General features: G+C 26.7%; 19 protein-coding genes and 1 riboswitch. Of the genes, 16 read left to right on the plus strand and 3 right to left on the minus strand.

Annotation, left to right across the window (positions count from 1 at the left end):
• Positions 1-13 precede the first annotated feature (13 nt).
• The 8 genes from ABFX13_RS01260 to ABFX13_RS01295 all read left to right on the plus strand — a co-directional run bounded on the left by ABFX13_RS01260 (position 14) and on the right by ABFX13_RS01295 (position 7,142).
• The gene (locus ABFX13_RS01260; protein WP_346041306.1) at positions 14-607 is read left to right on the plus strand and encodes a PspC-like choline-binding domain-containing protein; all 594 of its coding nucleotides are present in this window, start codon (positions 14-16) and stop codon (positions 605-607) included.
• Positions 608-734: 127 nt separating this feature from the next.
• A riboswitch (purine riboswitch) is annotated at positions 735-836 on the plus strand.
• 97 nt (positions 837-933) lie between these two features.
• The gene (locus tag ABFX13_RS01265) at positions 934-1,506 is read left to right on the plus strand and encodes a xanthine phosphoribosyltransferase (protein ID WP_346041308.1); all 573 of its coding nucleotides are present in this window, start codon (positions 934-936) and stop codon (positions 1,504-1,506) included.
• A gap of 170 nt (positions 1,507-1,676) precedes the next feature.
• The gene (locus tag ABFX13_RS01270) at positions 1,677-3,509 is read left to right on the plus strand and encodes a winged helix-turn-helix transcriptional regulator (protein WP_346041310.1); all 1,833 of its coding nucleotides are present in this window, start codon (positions 1,677-1,679) and stop codon (positions 3,507-3,509) included.
• 19 nt (positions 3,510-3,528) lie between these two features.
• Positions 3,529-4,455, plus strand: a complete 927-nt coding sequence (locus tag ABFX13_RS01275) for a DMT family transporter (protein WP_346041312.1) — start codon at positions 3,529-3,531, stop codon at positions 4,453-4,455.
• Positions 4,456-4,476: 21 nt separating this feature from the next.
• Entirely contained in the window at positions 4,477-5,169 is a 693-nt protein-coding gene (locus ABFX13_RS01280; protein WP_346041314.1) for a sugar phosphate nucleotidyltransferase, read from the plus strand.
• A 243-nt stretch (positions 5,170-5,412) separates the two neighbouring features.
• The gene (locus tag ABFX13_RS01285) at positions 5,413-5,568 is read left to right on the plus strand and encodes a hypothetical protein (protein WP_346041316.1); all 156 of its coding nucleotides are present in this window, start codon (positions 5,413-5,415) and stop codon (positions 5,566-5,568) included.
• 164 nt (positions 5,569-5,732) lie between these two features.
• A complete protein-coding gene (locus ABFX13_RS01290; protein ID WP_346041318.1) occupies positions 5,733-6,671 on the plus strand; it encodes a polysaccharide deacetylase family protein in 939 nt (312 codons plus the stop codon).
• Between the two features lie 99 nt (positions 6,672-6,770).
• Complete coding sequence (locus ABFX13_RS01295; protein WP_346041320.1) at positions 6,771-7,142, plus strand: ribosomal maturation YjgA family protein; 372 nt, start codon at positions 6,771-6,773, stop codon at positions 7,140-7,142.
• Positions 7,143-7,197: 55 nt separating this feature from the next.
• Here ABFX13_RS01295 and ABFX13_RS01300 read toward each other — a convergent pair whose 3' ends face one another.
• Positions 7,198-8,424 (minus strand): NAD(P)-dependent oxidoreductase, encoded by a 1,227-nt coding sequence (locus ABFX13_RS01300; protein ID WP_346041322.1) that lies wholly within the window; start codon positions 8,422-8,424, stop codon positions 7,198-7,200.
• 161 nt (positions 8,425-8,585) lie between these two features.
• Between ABFX13_RS01300 and modA the strand changes: the two genes are divergently transcribed.
• Genes modA through ABFX13_RS01320 form a run of 4 tightly spaced genes read left to right on the plus strand, consistent with a single transcriptional unit; the run spans position 8,586 to position 11,972 of the window.
• Entirely contained in the window at positions 8,586-9,338 is a 753-nt protein-coding gene (modA, locus tag ABFX13_RS01305) for a molybdate ABC transporter substrate-binding protein (RefSeq protein ID WP_346041325.1), read from the plus strand.
• Between the two features lie 32 nt (positions 9,339-9,370).
• Positions 9,371-10,045: a molybdate ABC transporter permease subunit gene (gene modB / locus ABFX13_RS01310; protein ID WP_346041328.1), complete on the plus strand. Its 675-nt coding sequence runs from the start codon at positions 9,371-9,373 to the stop codon at positions 10,043-10,045.
• Between the two features lies 1 nt (position 10,046).
• Entirely contained in the window at positions 10,047-11,093 is a 1,047-nt protein-coding gene (locus ABFX13_RS01315; protein ID WP_346041330.1) for a sulfate/molybdate ABC transporter ATP-binding protein, read from the plus strand.
• Positions 11,094-11,141: 48 nt separating this feature from the next.
• Positions 11,142-11,972 carry a DegV family protein gene (locus tag ABFX13_RS01320; RefSeq protein ID WP_346041333.1) on the plus strand — a complete coding sequence of 277 codons (831 nt, stop codon included), beginning with the start codon at positions 11,142-11,144 and terminating at the stop codon, positions 11,970-11,972.
• A gap of 62 nt (positions 11,973-12,034) precedes the next feature.
• Here ABFX13_RS01320 and ABFX13_RS01325 read toward each other — a convergent pair whose 3' ends face one another.
• Positions 12,035-13,090 (minus strand): PTS sugar transporter subunit IIC, encoded by a 1,056-nt coding sequence (locus ABFX13_RS01325; protein WP_346041335.1) that lies wholly within the window; start codon positions 13,088-13,090, stop codon positions 12,035-12,037.
• A 274-nt stretch (positions 13,091-13,364) separates the two neighbouring features.
• On the opposite strand from ABFX13_RS01325, the gene ABFX13_RS01330 reads away from it, so the two are divergent.
• Positions 13,365-13,817, plus strand: coding sequence for a MarR family winged helix-turn-helix transcriptional regulator (locus ABFX13_RS01330; protein WP_346041337.1), 453 nt, complete (start codon positions 13,365-13,367; stop codon positions 13,815-13,817).
• A gap of 62 nt (positions 13,818-13,879) precedes the next feature.
• Here ABFX13_RS01330 and ABFX13_RS01335 read toward each other — a convergent pair whose 3' ends face one another.
• Complete coding sequence (locus tag ABFX13_RS01335; RefSeq protein ID WP_346041340.1) at positions 13,880-15,094, minus strand: pyridoxal phosphate-dependent aminotransferase; 1,215 nt, start codon at positions 15,092-15,094, stop codon at positions 13,880-13,882.
• Between the two features lie 270 nt (positions 15,095-15,364).
• Between ABFX13_RS01335 and ABFX13_RS01340 the strand changes: the two genes are divergently transcribed.
• Genes ABFX13_RS01340 through ABFX13_RS01350 form a run of 3 tightly spaced genes read left to right on the plus strand, consistent with a single transcriptional unit; the run spans position 15,365 to position 17,472 of the window.
• On the plus strand, positions 15,365-16,315 hold the full coding sequence (locus ABFX13_RS01340) for a galactose-1-phosphate uridylyltransferase (protein ID WP_346041342.1): 951 nt from the start codon (positions 15,365-15,367) through the stop codon (positions 16,313-16,315).
• A 19-nt stretch (positions 16,316-16,334) separates the two neighbouring features.
• Complete coding sequence (locus tag ABFX13_RS01345; RefSeq protein ID WP_346041344.1) at positions 16,335-17,087, plus strand: exodeoxyribonuclease III; 753 nt, start codon at positions 16,335-16,337, stop codon at positions 17,085-17,087.
• 58 nt (positions 17,088-17,145) lie between these two features.
• On the plus strand, positions 17,146-17,472 hold the full coding sequence (locus ABFX13_RS01350; protein WP_346041346.1) for a hypothetical protein: 327 nt from the start codon (positions 17,146-17,148) through the stop codon (positions 17,470-17,472).
• Positions 17,473-17,491 lie beyond the last annotated feature (19 nt).

Consider the following 17,491-nt stretch of genomic DNA (forward strand, 5'->3'; position numbering starts at 1 on the left):
AAGGAGTAAATAAATGAGTAAGGAAACAAAAGTAGTAGTAGCATCAACCATATTAACAACCGTTGTAGTATCTGGGTTTACTTTATCTCAGGGGCCTATAGGTTTTGATAAAGAAGAATATAAAAGGGTAAAACAAGAAGTGGTTGTAAAAGATATTGAAGCTAAGCAAAAAGAGGTTAAAAAAACAGAACAAGCAACTAAGGATTCAATTAAAGAGGAAGAAAACAAAGAACAGATAAAAAGAATTAAAGAAAAGGATAATAAAGAAAGTATATCTAAAAATCAAACGGAAATTAAAGAAAAATCTAAATCAGTGAAATTAGAGATACAAGATCAGAAAAAACCATCAAAGGAGGAAAAACCAAAACCATCAAAGATAGAAAAACCAAGACCATCAATAACATTAAAGCCATCAGTAGATATCCAAAAACCACCAACAACATTACCGATAGAGCCGATACAACCAGAGACACAAAAACCTCCGGTATCACAAGAGTCACCAATAAAACCAGAAATACAGCAACCACCAGTAGAACCAGAAATACAGCAACCACCAGTATTACCAGAACCGCCAACAGAGTCAGAAAATTCACAAATACCAGAATAAACAAATACGTTATCAAATCAGAAATATTATATTCAATTATTAATTTAAAAAATAGCATACAAACTATGATATATGTGATAAATTTAATATTGATTAATATACTTTAATGATTTATAATTAGATAAACTAAATAACAAATTATCATACCTGTATAAATTTGACAATAAGGGTCAAGAGTTTCTACCAAATCACCGTAAATGATTTGACTACAGGAAGTTTATTTATTATATAAATAGTAAATATAAACTCCTGTCTTTTATGACAGGAGTTTTTTTATAAGCTTTCTTAAAGTATTTATGCAGGCACTACAATTCGGAGGAGTACTTATGGAAAAGTTAAAACAAAAAATATTAACTGAAGGAAGAGTTTCAGGTGATGATATATTAAAAGTTGATAGTTTCCTAAATCATCAACTAGATGTAGCATTTTTAAATGAAATAGGTAAAGAATTTGCTAAAAGATTTGAAGGTAAAAAAATTGATAAGATACTTACTATAGAAGCTTCAGGAATAGCTATCGCATCTATTGCTTCTCAACATTTTGGAAATGTTCCAGTTGTATTTGCAAAAAAAGTTGAATCAAAAAATTTAGATAAAGATGTATATGAAGCTCAAGTATATTCATTTACAAAAGCTAAAAATTATACTATAAGAGTTTCTAAAAAATACTTAAATGAAGGTGAAAATATATTAGTTTTAGATGATTTCTTAGCAAATGGAAGAGCAGCTATAGGATTAAATGAATTAGTTGAACAAGCTGGTGCTAACTTAGTTGGAGTTGGTATAGTTATTGAAAAAGGATTCCAAGAAGGAGCTAAGCTTTTAGAATCTAAAAACATAAATTTACAATCATTAGTTGTACTTGATTCAATCAAAGACGGTAAGGTAAACTTTAGATAAAAGTTGGGATATCCCAACTTTTTATTTTTATGGATTAAATTGTGTGTATTGCTTAATATTAAACCACCTATTTTTATAGGTGGTTATAATTTTGCATATAACTATTGGAAAATAATAGGTAATTTGATATTATATAACCATGTTCAATAATTGAACAAAAGGAGAGGTTTATGAAAAAATATAAAATATTAAAATATATAAATGAAAATAAAAATATAACTCAACGAGATATAAGTAAAAGTTTAAGAATATCTATAGGAAATGTTAATTCAATAATAAAGAAAATGGAAAAGGAAGATCTAATAGAAATTAAAAAACATTCAAATAAACAAGAATATAAAATAACTAAAAGAGGATTTGAAGAATTAGAGGAACGTATAAAAGAAAATAAATTAGAAAAAATATCTATAAATAATGATGAAAATAAAAAAATAAAGCAAGCTGTAATATTAGCAGCAGGCGAAAAAAAGATATTTAAAAAGCCAGTATCATTCTTGGACTTAGAAGATGGAAAAATAATAGACAGATTTATAAATATATTAAAATTAAATGGAATAGAAAAAATAGTAATAGTAACAGGTTATAAAAGTGAATACTTTGAAGAATATGTAAAAGACAAAAATATAATACTTGTAAAAAATGAAAAATATAAATGGACTGGAACAATGCATTCTCTAGCTATGGTAAAAGATGTTATAAATGATGACTTTATATTACTTGAAAATGATATGATATTTGAAGAAAGCGCCATAGAGCAAATATTAAAAGATAAAAATAGAAACTGTATGCTGATAACTAGTGAAAGTGGATCTGGAGATGAAGCGTTAGTAGAAATAAGAGATGGATATGTTTATAAAATGTCTAAAGATATCCATCAATTCAATAAAATTGATGGTGAAATGATAGGTATAAGTAAAATATCTTATGAAGTATTTAATAAAATGTTAGAGTTATTTAAAGACAATAAAAATCCATATTTAAACTATGAGTATGCATTAATGGATATAGCAAGAGACTATAAAGTAGGGTATATAAAACCCGATAACTTGGTTTGGACAGAAATAGATATTCAAGAACATTATGAAAGAGCAATAAAATATATATATCCAAAATTAAAAAGAAAAGAGAAAGAGATAAAAGTTAATAACATAAAAAATCTTTTATCTGAAGCACTTAATATAAGCTGTGAAGTTATTGATAAAGTAGAATCTATAGGAGGTATGACAAATAAAAACTTTAAGGTTCGTATGAATAATGAAGACTATATATTAAGAATACCTGGTAGTGGAACAGAAGAAATGATAAGCAGATATAGTGAAAAAAATAACACTTTAGTAGCAAGCGAATTAAATCTAGATACAGATATGATATATTTCAATGAAGAAAGTGGAGTGAAACTAGCTAAATACATAAAGAATTCGGAAACAATAACTCCTAAAAGTGCAAAAAGAGAAAATAATATGATAGAAATTACCAATATATTAAGAAAACTTCATACATCTAATGCTACATTTGTAAATAAATTTGATGTATTTGAAAAAATAGAAGAATATGAAGTGTTGTTAAAAGAAGTGAATGGCAGCAATTTTGAAGATTATGACTATGTAAAGAATAAAGTATTAAACTTAAAAAATATACTTAATGACATTGGAATTAAAAATGTTCCTTGTCACAATGATACTGTTCCAGAAAACTTCGTAAAAGATAGAGAAAGAATATATTTAATAGACTGGGAATATTCAGGAATGAATGATCCTATGTGGGATTTAGCAGCACATTGTTTAGAATGTGAATTTAATGAAGATGAAGAAGAATTATTTTTAAATTTATATTTTAATAAAAGTGTAGAAGAAAAATATAGAACTAAAATTCTTATATATAAAATTTGTCAGGACTTTTTATGGAGTATATGGACAAACATAAAAGAAGCAAAAGGCGACAATTTTGGGACTTATGGAGAAGATAGATATAACAGAGCAAAAGAAAATTTAAAGAAATTATAAGATTGTATGGAGAATAAATATGGTTAATAAAAACAAAGGTTTGTTTTCTGGGGTAATGTCTGGAGCTTTGTGGGGGTTAGATACGGTCTTAACGGGGATAATTCTTGGTAGCAGTTTTTTTATAGGAACAAAAAAAGCAATATTATTGGCACCATTTGTTAGCGTATTTTTACATGATACGTTCTCTAGTTTATGGATGTTTTTATATATGATAATAACAAGGCAAGCAAAACAAGTAGTAAATGCATTAAAAACAAGAAGTGGAAAATATATTTGTTTAGCAGCTTTATTTGGCGGCCCAATAGGAATGTATGCGTATTTATTGGCTATAAAGTATATAGGAGCAGGATATACTGCTAGTATATCTGCAATATACCCTGCTGCAGGAGCATTTTGGTCATATATTTTTTTAAAAGAAAAATTAAGCAAAAGAGCCTTTATAGGACTTATAATTAGTGTTTCTTCAGTAATAATACTAGGATATTTTCCTGATAAAATAGAAATTAGTAACTACCTATTAGGATTTTTTTTAGCTTTAGTATGTGTCGTAGGATGGTCACTAGAAAGTGTTATATGTGCTTATGGAATGAAGGAAGATGAAGTTAGTCCAACACAAGCACTTCAAATAAGACAACTTGTATCAACTATATTTTATGGAGTAATTATAATACCTGTAATAGGTGGGATTGGGTTATCTAGTGAAGCTGTTACATCTAATATATCTATTTTAATAGGCTTTACAGCATTAGTAGGAACAGCATCGTATATATTTTACTATACAGCAATTGACTCTATAGGGCCTGTTAAAGCAACTGGATTAAATATAACTTATTGTATATGGGCTATACTATTTGATACAGTTATTTTACGTAGTAATATTACATTAAAATTAATATTATGTAGTATTTTCATCATAATAGGATCTATTATGGTTTCTAAAAATTAATTTTATTTAAGGAGTATATTTATGAGAGCAATACTTTTAGCGGCAGGAATGGGAACAAGATTAAGACCATTAACTCTTACAACACCTAAATCTTTGGTAAAAGTTAATGGATACCCAATGATAGAAAGACAAATAGAATTTTTAAATGAAATAGGTGTTGATGAAATAATAGTTGTTACTGGATATTTAAAGGAAAAGTTTGAATATCTTAAAGAAAAATATGGAGTTAAACTTATTCATAATGATAAGTTTGATATATATAATAATATATACACAATGTACCTAGTTAGAGAATATCTAGGAGATAGTTATGTAATAGATTCAGATGTTTATATACATAAAAATTTTTTAGAAAGAGATATAGAAAAATCTACATATTTTAGTGGATATAAAACAGGATTTAAAAATGAATGGAAATTAGTATTTAATGAAAATAATAGAGTTAATGATATAGTAGTAACAGATGGAGAAGGGTATATCTTATCAGGTATATCATATTGGAGTAAAAAAGATGCTATAACTATAGTTAAGGAATTAGAAAAGTGTATAAAAAGTAATAACTTTAAGGATTTATATTGGGATGATATTGTAAAAGATAACTTGTATAAATTAGATGTATTTATTAAAAAAATTGGAGAAAAAGACTCATTTGAAATTGATTCATTAGAAGATTTATATAGATTAAATAAAATATTAAATAATATGGTGCGTTAGTTAAAATTGATTTTATTAAGAAAATTATATTTTAATATCTTTTCTCTTTAAAAATAATGAATTTATATCTTTTTATTTGCATACTTTTTATTACCTATTATCGATATGGATTTTAATTGGTGCAATTTTATAATATTTAGGAATAATTTGTAGAAAAAAATAGACAAGAATCACTATTAAATAATAAAAAAATATTATATAATCTACATATGGGAAAAAATGGGTTAAAAAGGGAGGTCCCATATGAGACTAAAGATAAAATTGGTAATTGGGATTACCTTAGTTTTAATAATGTTGGGGTTATCATATATTATTATAAACACTACTATAATGTATTATCAAGAATTTGGGAGTATTTCGAATTATCTTTATGAATATAAAGAAGAAAATAAAATATAGTACTACGAAATTAAACTGCGTAAGCAGTTTTTTTATTGTAAAAATATTTAATTTACAATTTTGAAATAGTTGTTACGAATCTGTAATACAAAAAGAGCATTATATATAGTATAATTAATTCATAAGAAAAAATGACAGGAAACGACAGTTAGGGGGGAATTTTTATGAAAAAAAATATTTTTGAAAATCCTAAAAACAAAAATAGAAGAAGAAAGGTAAACATAAAAAGAGCATTTTTGTTAATGGTAGCTTGTTTAGTAATCTTTGGTTCGTTTAACAAAGTTAAAGCTTATGTAGATGAAGCTATAAAAGAAAAGCAAGAACAAAAGATTGCAGAACAAAAAAAATTAGCTGAAGAAGAGAAAAAACGTAAAGAAGCTGAAGAAGCTAAGAAAAAAATGATTGGTGTTAAGCATGGAGCGGAAAGTTATAGTTATAGTGCTAAAAAAGTTGAAGACAAGTTAAAAAAGATGGATTATTCTAATAACGGTGAAAAGATAGTATTTTTAACTTTTGATGATGGTACGTCAACTACAGTTACTCCACAGATATTAAAAACTTTAAAAGATGAAAATGTTAAAGCAACATTTTTCCTAACAGGACAAAACATTGAGCGTGGTGGAGCAAAAGCAAAAGAACTTATAAAGCAAGAATTTGAAGAAGGACACGCTATAGCTAATCACTCATATAGTCACGATTATGGTATATTATATCCTAATAGAGTTTTAAACTTAGAATCATTCAAAGAAGATTTTAAAAAGACTGATGTTATATTAAAAGATGTTTTAGGACCTTACTTCTCAACTGAGGTTATAAGATGTCCAGGTGGGCATATGTCTTGGAAAGGAATGCAACCTTTAGATAAGTACTTAGATGAAAATGGTATAGCATCTATTGACTGGAATGCTTTAAGTGGAGATGCTGAAGGAAAGAAAAAGAATCCTCAAGAATTATATGATTATGCTGTTAAAACATCAGCAGGAAAAGATATGGTAGTTATATTAATGCATGATACTTATGGTAAAGAAAATACTGCTAAGGCTCTTCCTCAAATTATAAAGTACTATAAAGACAATGGATATAAATTTAAAGTTTTAGTATAATTATGTAAATTAAACACTAAATTACATTTTTAAAAAAGAGCTATCTCTAAATAGAGATTAGCTCTTTTTTAATATATAATTAAAAGTATGGAGGATATTATGAAAAATAGGATAAAATATTTTATAATTACAATTATAATTATGCTTATGGGGTTATTATCTAGAAAATTTATGTTTATATTCCCAAGAAATATTGCTCCTTTTGTTGGAGATATGCTTTGGGCTATGATGATTTATTTTGGATTTAGATTTTTATTTCCTAAATTAAATATTATAAAAAGCTTAGTATTAGCTTTTTTATTTTCTTTTTCTATAGAAATAAGTCAATTATATCAATCTGAATGGATAAATAATATACGAAATACTACAATTGGGGGATTGATTCTTGGACATGGGTTTTTATTTGAAGATTTAATCAGTTATAGTATAGGAATAATTTTAGGATGTGTTGTAGATAAATTAAGTAAATAAAATTAAAAGCTATAGAGAAACAGAAAAATCTAAATTTCTATAGCTTTTTAATTTTTTATTTTAAATACTCATCTATAGAGTTAGCAACAGTTTTAGCAGCAACAACAGCTTCTATAACTGTTTTAGCTCCATGTGTAACATCTCCACAAGCAAATACACCATCACGAGTAGTATGTCCACTATCATCAGTCATAATAAGACCTCTATTGTTAACATCTAGACCTTTATTATTAGAAACTATAGTATTTCTAGGAAGTTGACTAACAGCAATTAGTATAGAATCACATTTAAATAGTTTTTCACTATCTTCTACTGTAATTAAAGAAGTTTTACCATTTTCATCTACAACTTTTTTAGTATCTGCTAAAATAATTCCTTCGTTAACTATTTTAACAGGAGCTTTATAAGTCATAAATTGTACTCCTTCTTCAATAGCTTCATGTATTTCAGCTTTAGTAGCAGTCATATCTTCAAAGTCACGTCTATAAGCTACATAAACGTCTTTAGATCCATAATGTTTGGCACTTCTAGAAGCATCCATAGCAACATTACCAGCACCTATAACAACTACTTTATCACCTAAATCGTAGTTTTGAGGAGAACGTAAATAATCTATTGCATAATGAACATGACCTAAGCTTTCACCTTTTATGTCAAGTCTTCTAGGATTCCAAACTCCAGTACCTATAAATATAGCATCATATCCATCATCAAATAATTTATCAAGAGTTAATACAGGACCTACAACAGAGTTTATTTTAAATTTAACTCCCATAGATTTTAATATATTAACTAAGTTATCTATTATTTCTCTTGGTAATCTAAATTCAGGTATACCATATCTAAGTATACCACCTAATTGTTCATTTTTTTCAAATACAGTTATGTTATAACCTTTTTTAGCAAGTTCAAGTGCAACTGTAAGGCCAGCAGGACCAGAACCAACTATAGCTATATTTTTACCATTTTTATCAACTTTATCAAATTTAGCTTCTTCTAAAAATTTTCTAGAAATTTCTTCTTCTATTTTATAAAATTGAATAGGTTCACCCTTAATACCTCTAATACAGTTTCCTAAGCATTGATTTTCATGAGGACATACTATTGAACAAACTGCAGATAAAGGATTGTTATTAAATAAAAGTTCACCAGCTTCTTTTAATTTACCTTCTTTATATAAACTTATAACATTTGGTATATCTGTATTAATTGGACAAGCATTTTTGCATCTAGCATTTTTGCATACCAAACATCTATTAGCTTCTAAATTTAAATCTAACAAATTATCACCACCTCTAATAATATTATACTATTATACCCTAAAATAACTATTTATAATATATAATAAAGTCGAAAAATGCAAATATTACTAGAATACTTGTATAATTGACTATAAATTGGAGTGAATATATAATTAAAAGTATAAAATAGGAGGTATTTATCATGCATAGAAAATTTTTAAGCCTTTTTATAATACTATCGATAGGAATAATTGTTTTAGGATGTGAAAAACATGAAAAAACAAAAATTAATGTAAGTGTCGCAGTTAGTTTAAAAAATCCATTTCAAGAAATTGAAAAGTTGTATGAACAAGAAAATAAAGATGTAGACTTAGTTTTAAATTTTGGATCTTCAGGCTCTTTAAAGCAACAAATAGTTCAAGGAGCTCCATGTAATATATTTATATCAGCTTCTAAAAAATATATGGATGAATTACAAAAAGATAATTATTTATTAGATAATGAATACAATGAGTTTACAAAAAATGGATTAGTCTTAGCTAGTAGTACAAAAGATATAAAAAGTATAGATGATTTAAAAAGTAATGAATATAAAAAGATAGGTATAGGAGATTTAAAAAGTGTTCCAGTAGGTCAATATGCAAATGAAGTAATAATTAATAAAGGTATAAAAAATGATATAGAAAACAAACTTGTATATGGAAAAGATGCAAAAGAAGTATTAGCATGGGTAGTATCTGGAAATGTGGATGCAGGATTTTTATATTCAAGTGATACAAAAAATAAGAAAAATTTACATATATACAATATTTCAAATGATTTGCACTCACCTATAATATATCCAGTTGGAATAATTAAATCAGAAAATAATTTAGATCAAATTAAAAAGTTTAATAAATATTTACTTAGTAATGAGGTTAAAGATATATTAAAAAATTATGGGTATGAATCATAGATTTTACAACAATTTAGATAGGAGATTATTAAATGGATATTTCACCATTAATTATTTCGATAAAAACATCTTTAAGTGCAACCTTTATAACCTTTATATTAGGGATTTTAATTGCTTACAAAATGGCATGGTATAAAGGGAAGTATGAAAATCTTATAGATACATTATTAACATTACCATTAATACTACCGCCAACGGTGGTAGGATTTTTTTTGTTAATTATAATAGGTAAAAATGGGCCTGTAGGAATTTTACTTAAAAATTTTGATATAAACTTAATTTTTACTTGGACAGCAACGGTTATTTCAGCAACAGTTGTATCCTTTCCGATAATGTATAGGACCTTAAAAGGTGCATTTGAACAAATAGATAATAATATGATATATGCAGCAAAAACACTAGGACTTAATGAAAAGCAGATATTTTATAAAATAGTTATTCCTTTGGCTTATCCAGGTATAATTAGTGCAGTAGTATTATCCTTTGCTAGAGCACTTGGAGAGTTTGGAGCAACTTTGATGATAGCAGGAAATATACCAGGTAAAACTCAAACTATGCCAATAGCTATATTTTTTGAAGCTGAAGGTGGAAATATGAATCAAGCAATGATTTGGGTTATGATTATGATTGGCATATCATCTATAGTTATAGTGTTGTCTAATTATATATCAAAATCTAAGCTTAAAAAACTTGGAAAGAGGAATTAAGATGTCTTTATATATAGATATAGAAAAAAAACTAAATAATTATTCTCTAAAAGTGAATATAAATCAAAATAATAAAATTACTGGATTATTAGGGGAGTCTGGTTGTGGAAAAAGTATTACTTTAAAATGTATAGCAGGACTTGAAACTCCAGATAAAGGAAAGATTATAGTAAACAATAAAGTATTATACGATTCCAGTAAAAACATAAATTTAAAGCCTCAAGATAGAAATGCAGGGCTTGTATTTCAAGATTATGCACTTTTTCCTCATATGACAGTTAGTGAAAATATAAAATTAGGATTAATTAATAAAAATAAATTTGACAAAGATGAAATTTGTAATGATTATATAGGTAAATTTGATTTAAAAAAAATAAAAGATTTATATCCAAATCAGCTATCTGGAGGTCAGAAACAAAGAGTTGCATTGGCTAGAGCGTTAGTTAAAGAACCTGAAATATTACTTTTAGATGAGCCATTTTCAGCTCTTGATTATAATTTAAGAGATATTATGGAAGAACACTTAAGAAATACACTTAAGACTTATAAAGGGGATGCTATATTTGTAACTCATAATATAAATGAAGCTTATAGAGTTTGTGATGATATAGTTGTATATGAAGATGGATTAGCAATTAACAAAAGAAATAAAGATGAATTATTTAAAAATCCAAAATCATTGAAAGAAGCTAAATTAACTGGCTTTAAAAATATATCAAAAATTAAATTTATAAAAAGTGGAGTTATTTATGCTATAGATTGGGATATTTATATAGATGTAAAAAATATGAGTATAAATGAAGACTTAAATTATGTATGTATAAGAGAATATGATATAAAAATTAGTAATAATAGAAGGACTGATGTATTTAATATGGAACTTATAAATATTATCGAAAATCCATTTGATTATACTGTAAGCTTAAAAAAATCTACTTCTGATAAATTATCTCCTATTTACATTAATATAAAAAAGAATGACATAAATTTAATTAGTGGAAATTTTATAAATATAGAATTTGATAAGAATAAACTATGTTTTTTTTAATATAATATGAATTTATTGTATAATATTATTTATTAAGGAGGAATTATTATGAATAATTTAAAGATAATATGTGACAGTTTATCTGATATACCTAAAAATTTAAGAGAAAAATATGATATAGAAATGGTTCCTTTAACTGTTAGGTTTGGAGAAGATGAATATAAAGATGGAATAGATTTAGAACCTAAAAAATTTTATGATATGTTAAGAGAAGGGAAACTTCCTCAAACATCACAAGCTACATATGCTCAATTTAAAGAAGTATTTGATAAATTTATAAAAGAAGGTAAAGAAATATTATACATATCTGGATCATCTAAAGCTACAGGGACTTACCAAAGTGCTATTATGGCTAAAAATGATACTGAAGGAAAAATATATACTTTTGATACTTTAAATTTTTCATATGGATGTGGTATGCAAGTTGTAAAAGCTGCTCAGATGGCGTATGAAGGAAAAACTATAGAAGAGATTATAAAAGAATTAGAATACATGAGAGATAATATGTATGTTGTATTCTCTGTTGATGATTTAAAGTATTTACAAAGAGGCGGAAGAATATCTTCTTCTAAGGCAGTAATAGGTAATATGCTTAATATAAAGCCTATACTAGAAGTGAAAGATGGACTAGTTACACCGGTGGCTCAAGCGAGAGGAAAAAAACATGTATTTTCTAAAATGGCTGATTTAGCTAAAAAGCATTATACTGAGGGAAGAGGTATTGCTATAGGTCATGGGGATTGTGAAAGTGATATGATCAAATTAAGAGATATGACAAATAATGAACTTAAAACTAGTGATATATTAATTACAGATGTTGGATCTTGCGTAGGATCTCATGCGGGACCAGGTATATTAGGAATATTTTGTGTTAAATAACTAATATAAATAAAAAATAAAAAAGCACATCATTTGATGTGCTTTTTTTATATAATAACTGACTAAGCAGCTGTATCTTCATTATTTCCATTTCCACGGATTACATCAGCTCTAACTATTTTATAGTTTTTGAATAATGCATGTCCGATAAATCCAGCAGCAACACTTACTACTATACATCCAGCAGCAGCTAATAAAGCAGGAGTTCCGTTTTGTCCAACTGCTACAGCGAAACCTGCTATTGGAGTAGCCATACCAGGAACACTTATTGCAAGTGGTGCAATATAACTACTTATTAAAGCAACTACAACACCTGATAATGCTCCACCTATAAAGTTAGTACAGAATACTGGTATTGGGTTAGCAGATATTATATCTGATTGAGTTAAAGGTTCTATAGCAACAGCTATTGTATCTTTTTTATCACCAAACTTCATTCTAGAGAAGAATACGAAGTTCATGAAAGAAGAACCAAATACTGCTAATGCACCTATTGCCATTGGAAGACCTGTTAATCCTATTATAGATGTTAAAGCCATTGATGATAAAGGAGCAGTAGCAACAACTGTTATTAAACCACCAAGTATTATACCCATTAATATTGGAGATGTAGTAGAAGCAGCTGTTAAAGCTTGTCCTATTTGCATTAAAGTATCCTTAACTATTGGATCCATAAAGCTTGCAATTCCTCTTGCTAAAGGAGCAGCTATTATTATTATTACTATTAAGTCAAGTCCAGCAGGAGTTTTTTCCTCTAAGAACTTAACAACGAATGATATTAAGTAACCAGCAACGAATCCTGGAAGTATTCCAAATCCTGAAACTGATAAACCAACTAAAACTGCATAAACTGGAGAAACACCTAAAGCTAATGGAACTAATATAGCAGCGGCAACTCCACCTAAACTACCGTTTGCAGATCCAACTTGCTCTAAGAATTTTATTCCAAATTGTTGTCCAAATAATGAAGCATGGAATGCTTCAACTAAGAAACTTGCACATGCAGCACTCGCTAATGCACCCATAGCTTTCATACCATGTGGAGCTTTGTAGCTAAATAATGTGAATAATGCCAGTACAACTAGTAATAATGCTGTACTTGTAAGTATTTGCATCATAATGATTGCCTCCTTAAATGTAAAATAAACAAATGCTTGTTATTGTTTTCCCGCTTGTCTCGGGAAGCTATGAGTCAATTATATTATAAAAAAACATTTTTGTAAATAGTTTAAATGTAGAAAAATGTAGAAAGAGTTAGAAAATTTAATCAAGTTTGAAAAGATATGGAAAAAATGCTACAATCAATAGCTAAATTTTTTAGGTGTTGTCTAGCAATTAAAACTAGTGTAAACTAGTATTTGACGATAACTTAAAGGGGTTGGAGGTGAAAGTATGAATGAAATAATAAAAGACATAATAGATTTTGTATCAAAAACTTTTCCGAAGATACATGCAAGTTTATATTTAGAATCTTTAAAAGAATATGCATCAAATATTGATGTAAATAGGACTCAATTAAGAGCACTTGTTTTCATAAAAAATAATGGGGAAATAACAATGACGGACTTATGTGAAAAATTAAATATAGAAAAAGGAAGTCTTACTACTATGGTAGATGACTTAACTAAAAAAGGATACTTAACAAGAACAAGAGACTCCAGAGATAGAAGAAAGTATATATTAAACTTAACTAATGAAGGAGATATAATAGCTAAAGACTTTTTAGAAGAATTAGGTAAAAAACTAGAAACTAGATTTCTAAAATTAAGTAAAGAGGATAGAGATAAGTTCATGCAGTCAATAAAGAATTTAGAAGATATACTTATAAAAGAAAATATAAAATAAGTATATAAACACCCAATTTGAGTAACAAGTAAAAAAATAGGCATTCATTTGAATGCCTATTTTTATATATTAGTTGCTAAATTATTTTTAATTTCAATATATTTTTCAATACCTTGCTTTAATATACTAGCAGCTTTCTTTAAATCGTTTTCATTTAATATATAAGCAAGTCTTATTTCGCTTTTTCCAAGACCTTTTGTTGCATAAAACCCTTCAGCAGGACATACCATTACGGTTTCTCCATCAACTTCAAATTCATTTAACATCCAAATTACAAAATCTTCAGCATTTTCTATAGGTAATTTGGCAAGGATATAAAATGCACCCTTAGGTTTTTCACATATAACTCCTTCAACTTTCATTAATTCACTATATAATACATCTCTTCTTTTTTTATATTCTTCATTAACTTCCATAAAGTAAGATTGAGGGGTTTTATATAATTGTATAGCTCCTATTTGATCAAGTGTAGACACACATAATCTTCCTTGGCATAACTTTAGGACTTGAGATATAAAATCTTTATTTTTACAAGCTAGGGAGCCTATTCTAGCACCACATGCACTATATCTTTTAGATACACTATCAACTATTATTACTCTATCTTTTATTTTATCTATATTGCCAAAGCTTATATAATCAAGTCCATCGTAAACAAACTCTCTATAAACTTCATCAGCTATTATCCATAAATTATTTTCTATAGCTATATCAGATAACATATAAACTTCTTCTTTAGTATATACACAACCAGTTGGATTTCCTGGATTAGATAGTAATATTGCTTTAGTATTTTTATCTATTTTAGAAACTATATCTTCTTTTTTAGGTAAATGAAATCCTTCTTCTGGATGTGTAGTTATAGGTTTTATACAAACATTTATGCAAGAGCTGAATCCATTATAGTTAGTATAAAATGGTTCAGGAACTAATATATTATCTTCGGGGTCACAAGTAGCCATCATAGCAAATAGTAAAGATTCACTACCACCATTAGTTATAAGTATCTCATCTTTTTTAAAGTCCATATTGTATTTTGAGTAATAGTTTGTCATTTCATCTATTAATTCCGGAAGTCCTTGAGATACTGCATATTCTAACACATCACTATTAAAATTATTAACAGCATCAAAAAAATTTTTAGGCGTTTTTATGTCTGGCTGACCTATATTTAAATGATAAACTTTTAATCCTCGTTCTTTTGCAGCTGTTGCATATGGAACTAGCTTTCTTATAGGTGAAGATTGCATAGATATAACTCTATTAGAAAAGTTCATTTTTAATACCCCCTATTATTTGTTTGAAAAATCTGTAAAATCTCTATACAAGAGTATAATAGCATAAGTTATATTAAAAATCATTCAATTTTTAATGTTCAGATAAAAGAGTAATAGGATTTACATTTGATGTTAAAATCTGTAAAATTATAAATGTATATTTGATTAATTTACAAAAATACTTATAACAAAATATTATTGTGAAAATATTATATAAGATATAAATATATAAGATTTGATATATAAATACTCTTAGAAGAGGTGCTTGATATGAAAGATGTAAGAATTGATTTATTTAGTGGTGATATGGTTATATCTGCACCTAATAGGTCAAGTAGACCTACTGATATTAAACCAATTATGGATGAAGAAGAAGTTTATGATGTATATGATTTAAATTGTCCATTTTGTAGAGGAAATGAAGAATATGCAGCTGAAAAGACATTTGAAATATCTAATGGATCAGAGTGGGTTTGTAGGTCGATTTATAATAAATACCCAATTATAGATGAAAGTTGTGAAGGTATAAAGGGAAATCACGAAGTTATGATAGATACTTATAGGCATAATGGATCTTTTTATAACATGAGTGAAAAAGAATTTAATAACATGTTTTTAATGTATAAAAATAGGTATAAGAAATATATAGACGATGAAGATATATTATATGTTAGTATATTTAAAAACTTCTTAAAAAAAGCAGGAGCATCTCTAATCCATCCACATTCACAGATTATTTCTATGTCCATGGTGCCTAAAGATGTTAGAAATGAAGTTAATATATTAAAAGAATATTATAAAAATGAAAATGAAAGTTTATATAAAAGTACAATTGAAAAAGAATTAAGTTTAAATGAGAGAGTTGTATATAATGGTAATAAATTTATAGTGTTAGTTCCTTATGCATCTATGTATAGTAATGAAGTTAGGGTTGTATGTAAAGATAGTACTAAGTTTGAAAACTTAGAAAATGATAATCTAAATGAACTTGCATATATATTTAAAAATTTATTTGAAAAAATATATAAAATATGTGGTTATATGCCATTTAATTTATGTATGCATTCACATCCTAAAAATATAGATTGTAGTGATTTATTTAATTTACATTTTCATGTAATACCTAGAAAATATAGTTTTGGAGGATTTGAGATAAGTAATGGAATTTATGTATCTTCTACATTACCAGAAGATTTTGCAAAAAAAATAATATTTAAATAGATAAACAAAGGAGAAAAATATGAAATTTATATCATGGAATGTTAACGGACTTAGAGCTTGTGTTACTAAAGGGTTTATGGATTATTTTAAAGAAGTAGATGCAGATATATTTTGTCTACAAGAAACTAAACTACAAGAAGGACAAATAGAATTAGAATTAAAAGGATATTATGATTATTGGAACTATGCAACAAAAAAAGGTTATTCAGGTACTGCAATATTTACAAAGAAAAAACCACTTAGTGTAAGCTATGGAATAAATATTGAAGAACATGATAATGAAGGAAGAGTTATAACTTTAGAGTTTGAAGATTTTTATTTTGTGACAGTATATACTCCAAACTCTCAACAGGGATTAAAAAGACTTGATTATAGGATGAAGTGGGAAGATGATTTTAGAAATTACTTAAATAAATTAGATGAAATTAAGCCAGTTATAATGTGTGGAGACTTAAATGTAGCTCATAAAGAAATAGATTTAAAAAATCCTAAAACTAATAAAAAAAATGCAGGTTTTACAGATGAGGAAAGAACTAAATTTACTGAGTTTTTAGATTCTGGATTTATAGACACTTATAGATATTTTTATCCAGATAAAGAAGCAATTTATAGTTGGTGGTCTTATAGATTCAATGCAAGAAAAAATAACGCAGGATGGAGAATAGATTATTTTTGTGTTTCTCAAAAATTAAAAGATAGATTAGTTTCAGCTAATATTCACACTGAAATATTAGGATCTGATCATTGCCCTGTAGAATTAGTTATAAAATAAAACATAAATTCATAATTTCTTTAATATAATTTAATATACTTTTAATAAGGAGGGAATTATGAATTTATTACAGCTTAAAGAAAAAGTTAATAAAGGAATAGCACTAGGGGCTAAAGTTGTTTATATAAAGGAAGATAGTCTTTTATTTGGAATAGAATCAATAGTTAGGGATGAAGAAAATGAAAGTATAATATTTTTAAAATCCAAAGGTGAAAGTTTAAAAAGTGAAGATTTTTTAAATATTATAGATGGAATATATAATCAAATTGGGAATGTAGATGTATATGTAGGTAAAGAAGAAAAATATAGAAGTGAAGATAAACCTGTGGAAATTGTAGAATTTGCACAGTATGAAGAAATAAAAATGTTATTTTTAAATGTATAAAAAAGAAGATAAGTCCTAG

This window comes from Paraclostridium tenue, assembly GCF_039521565.1.
Classification (GTDB): domain Bacteria; phylum Bacillota; class Clostridia; order Peptostreptococcales; family Peptostreptococcaceae; genus Paraclostridium; species Paraclostridium tenue.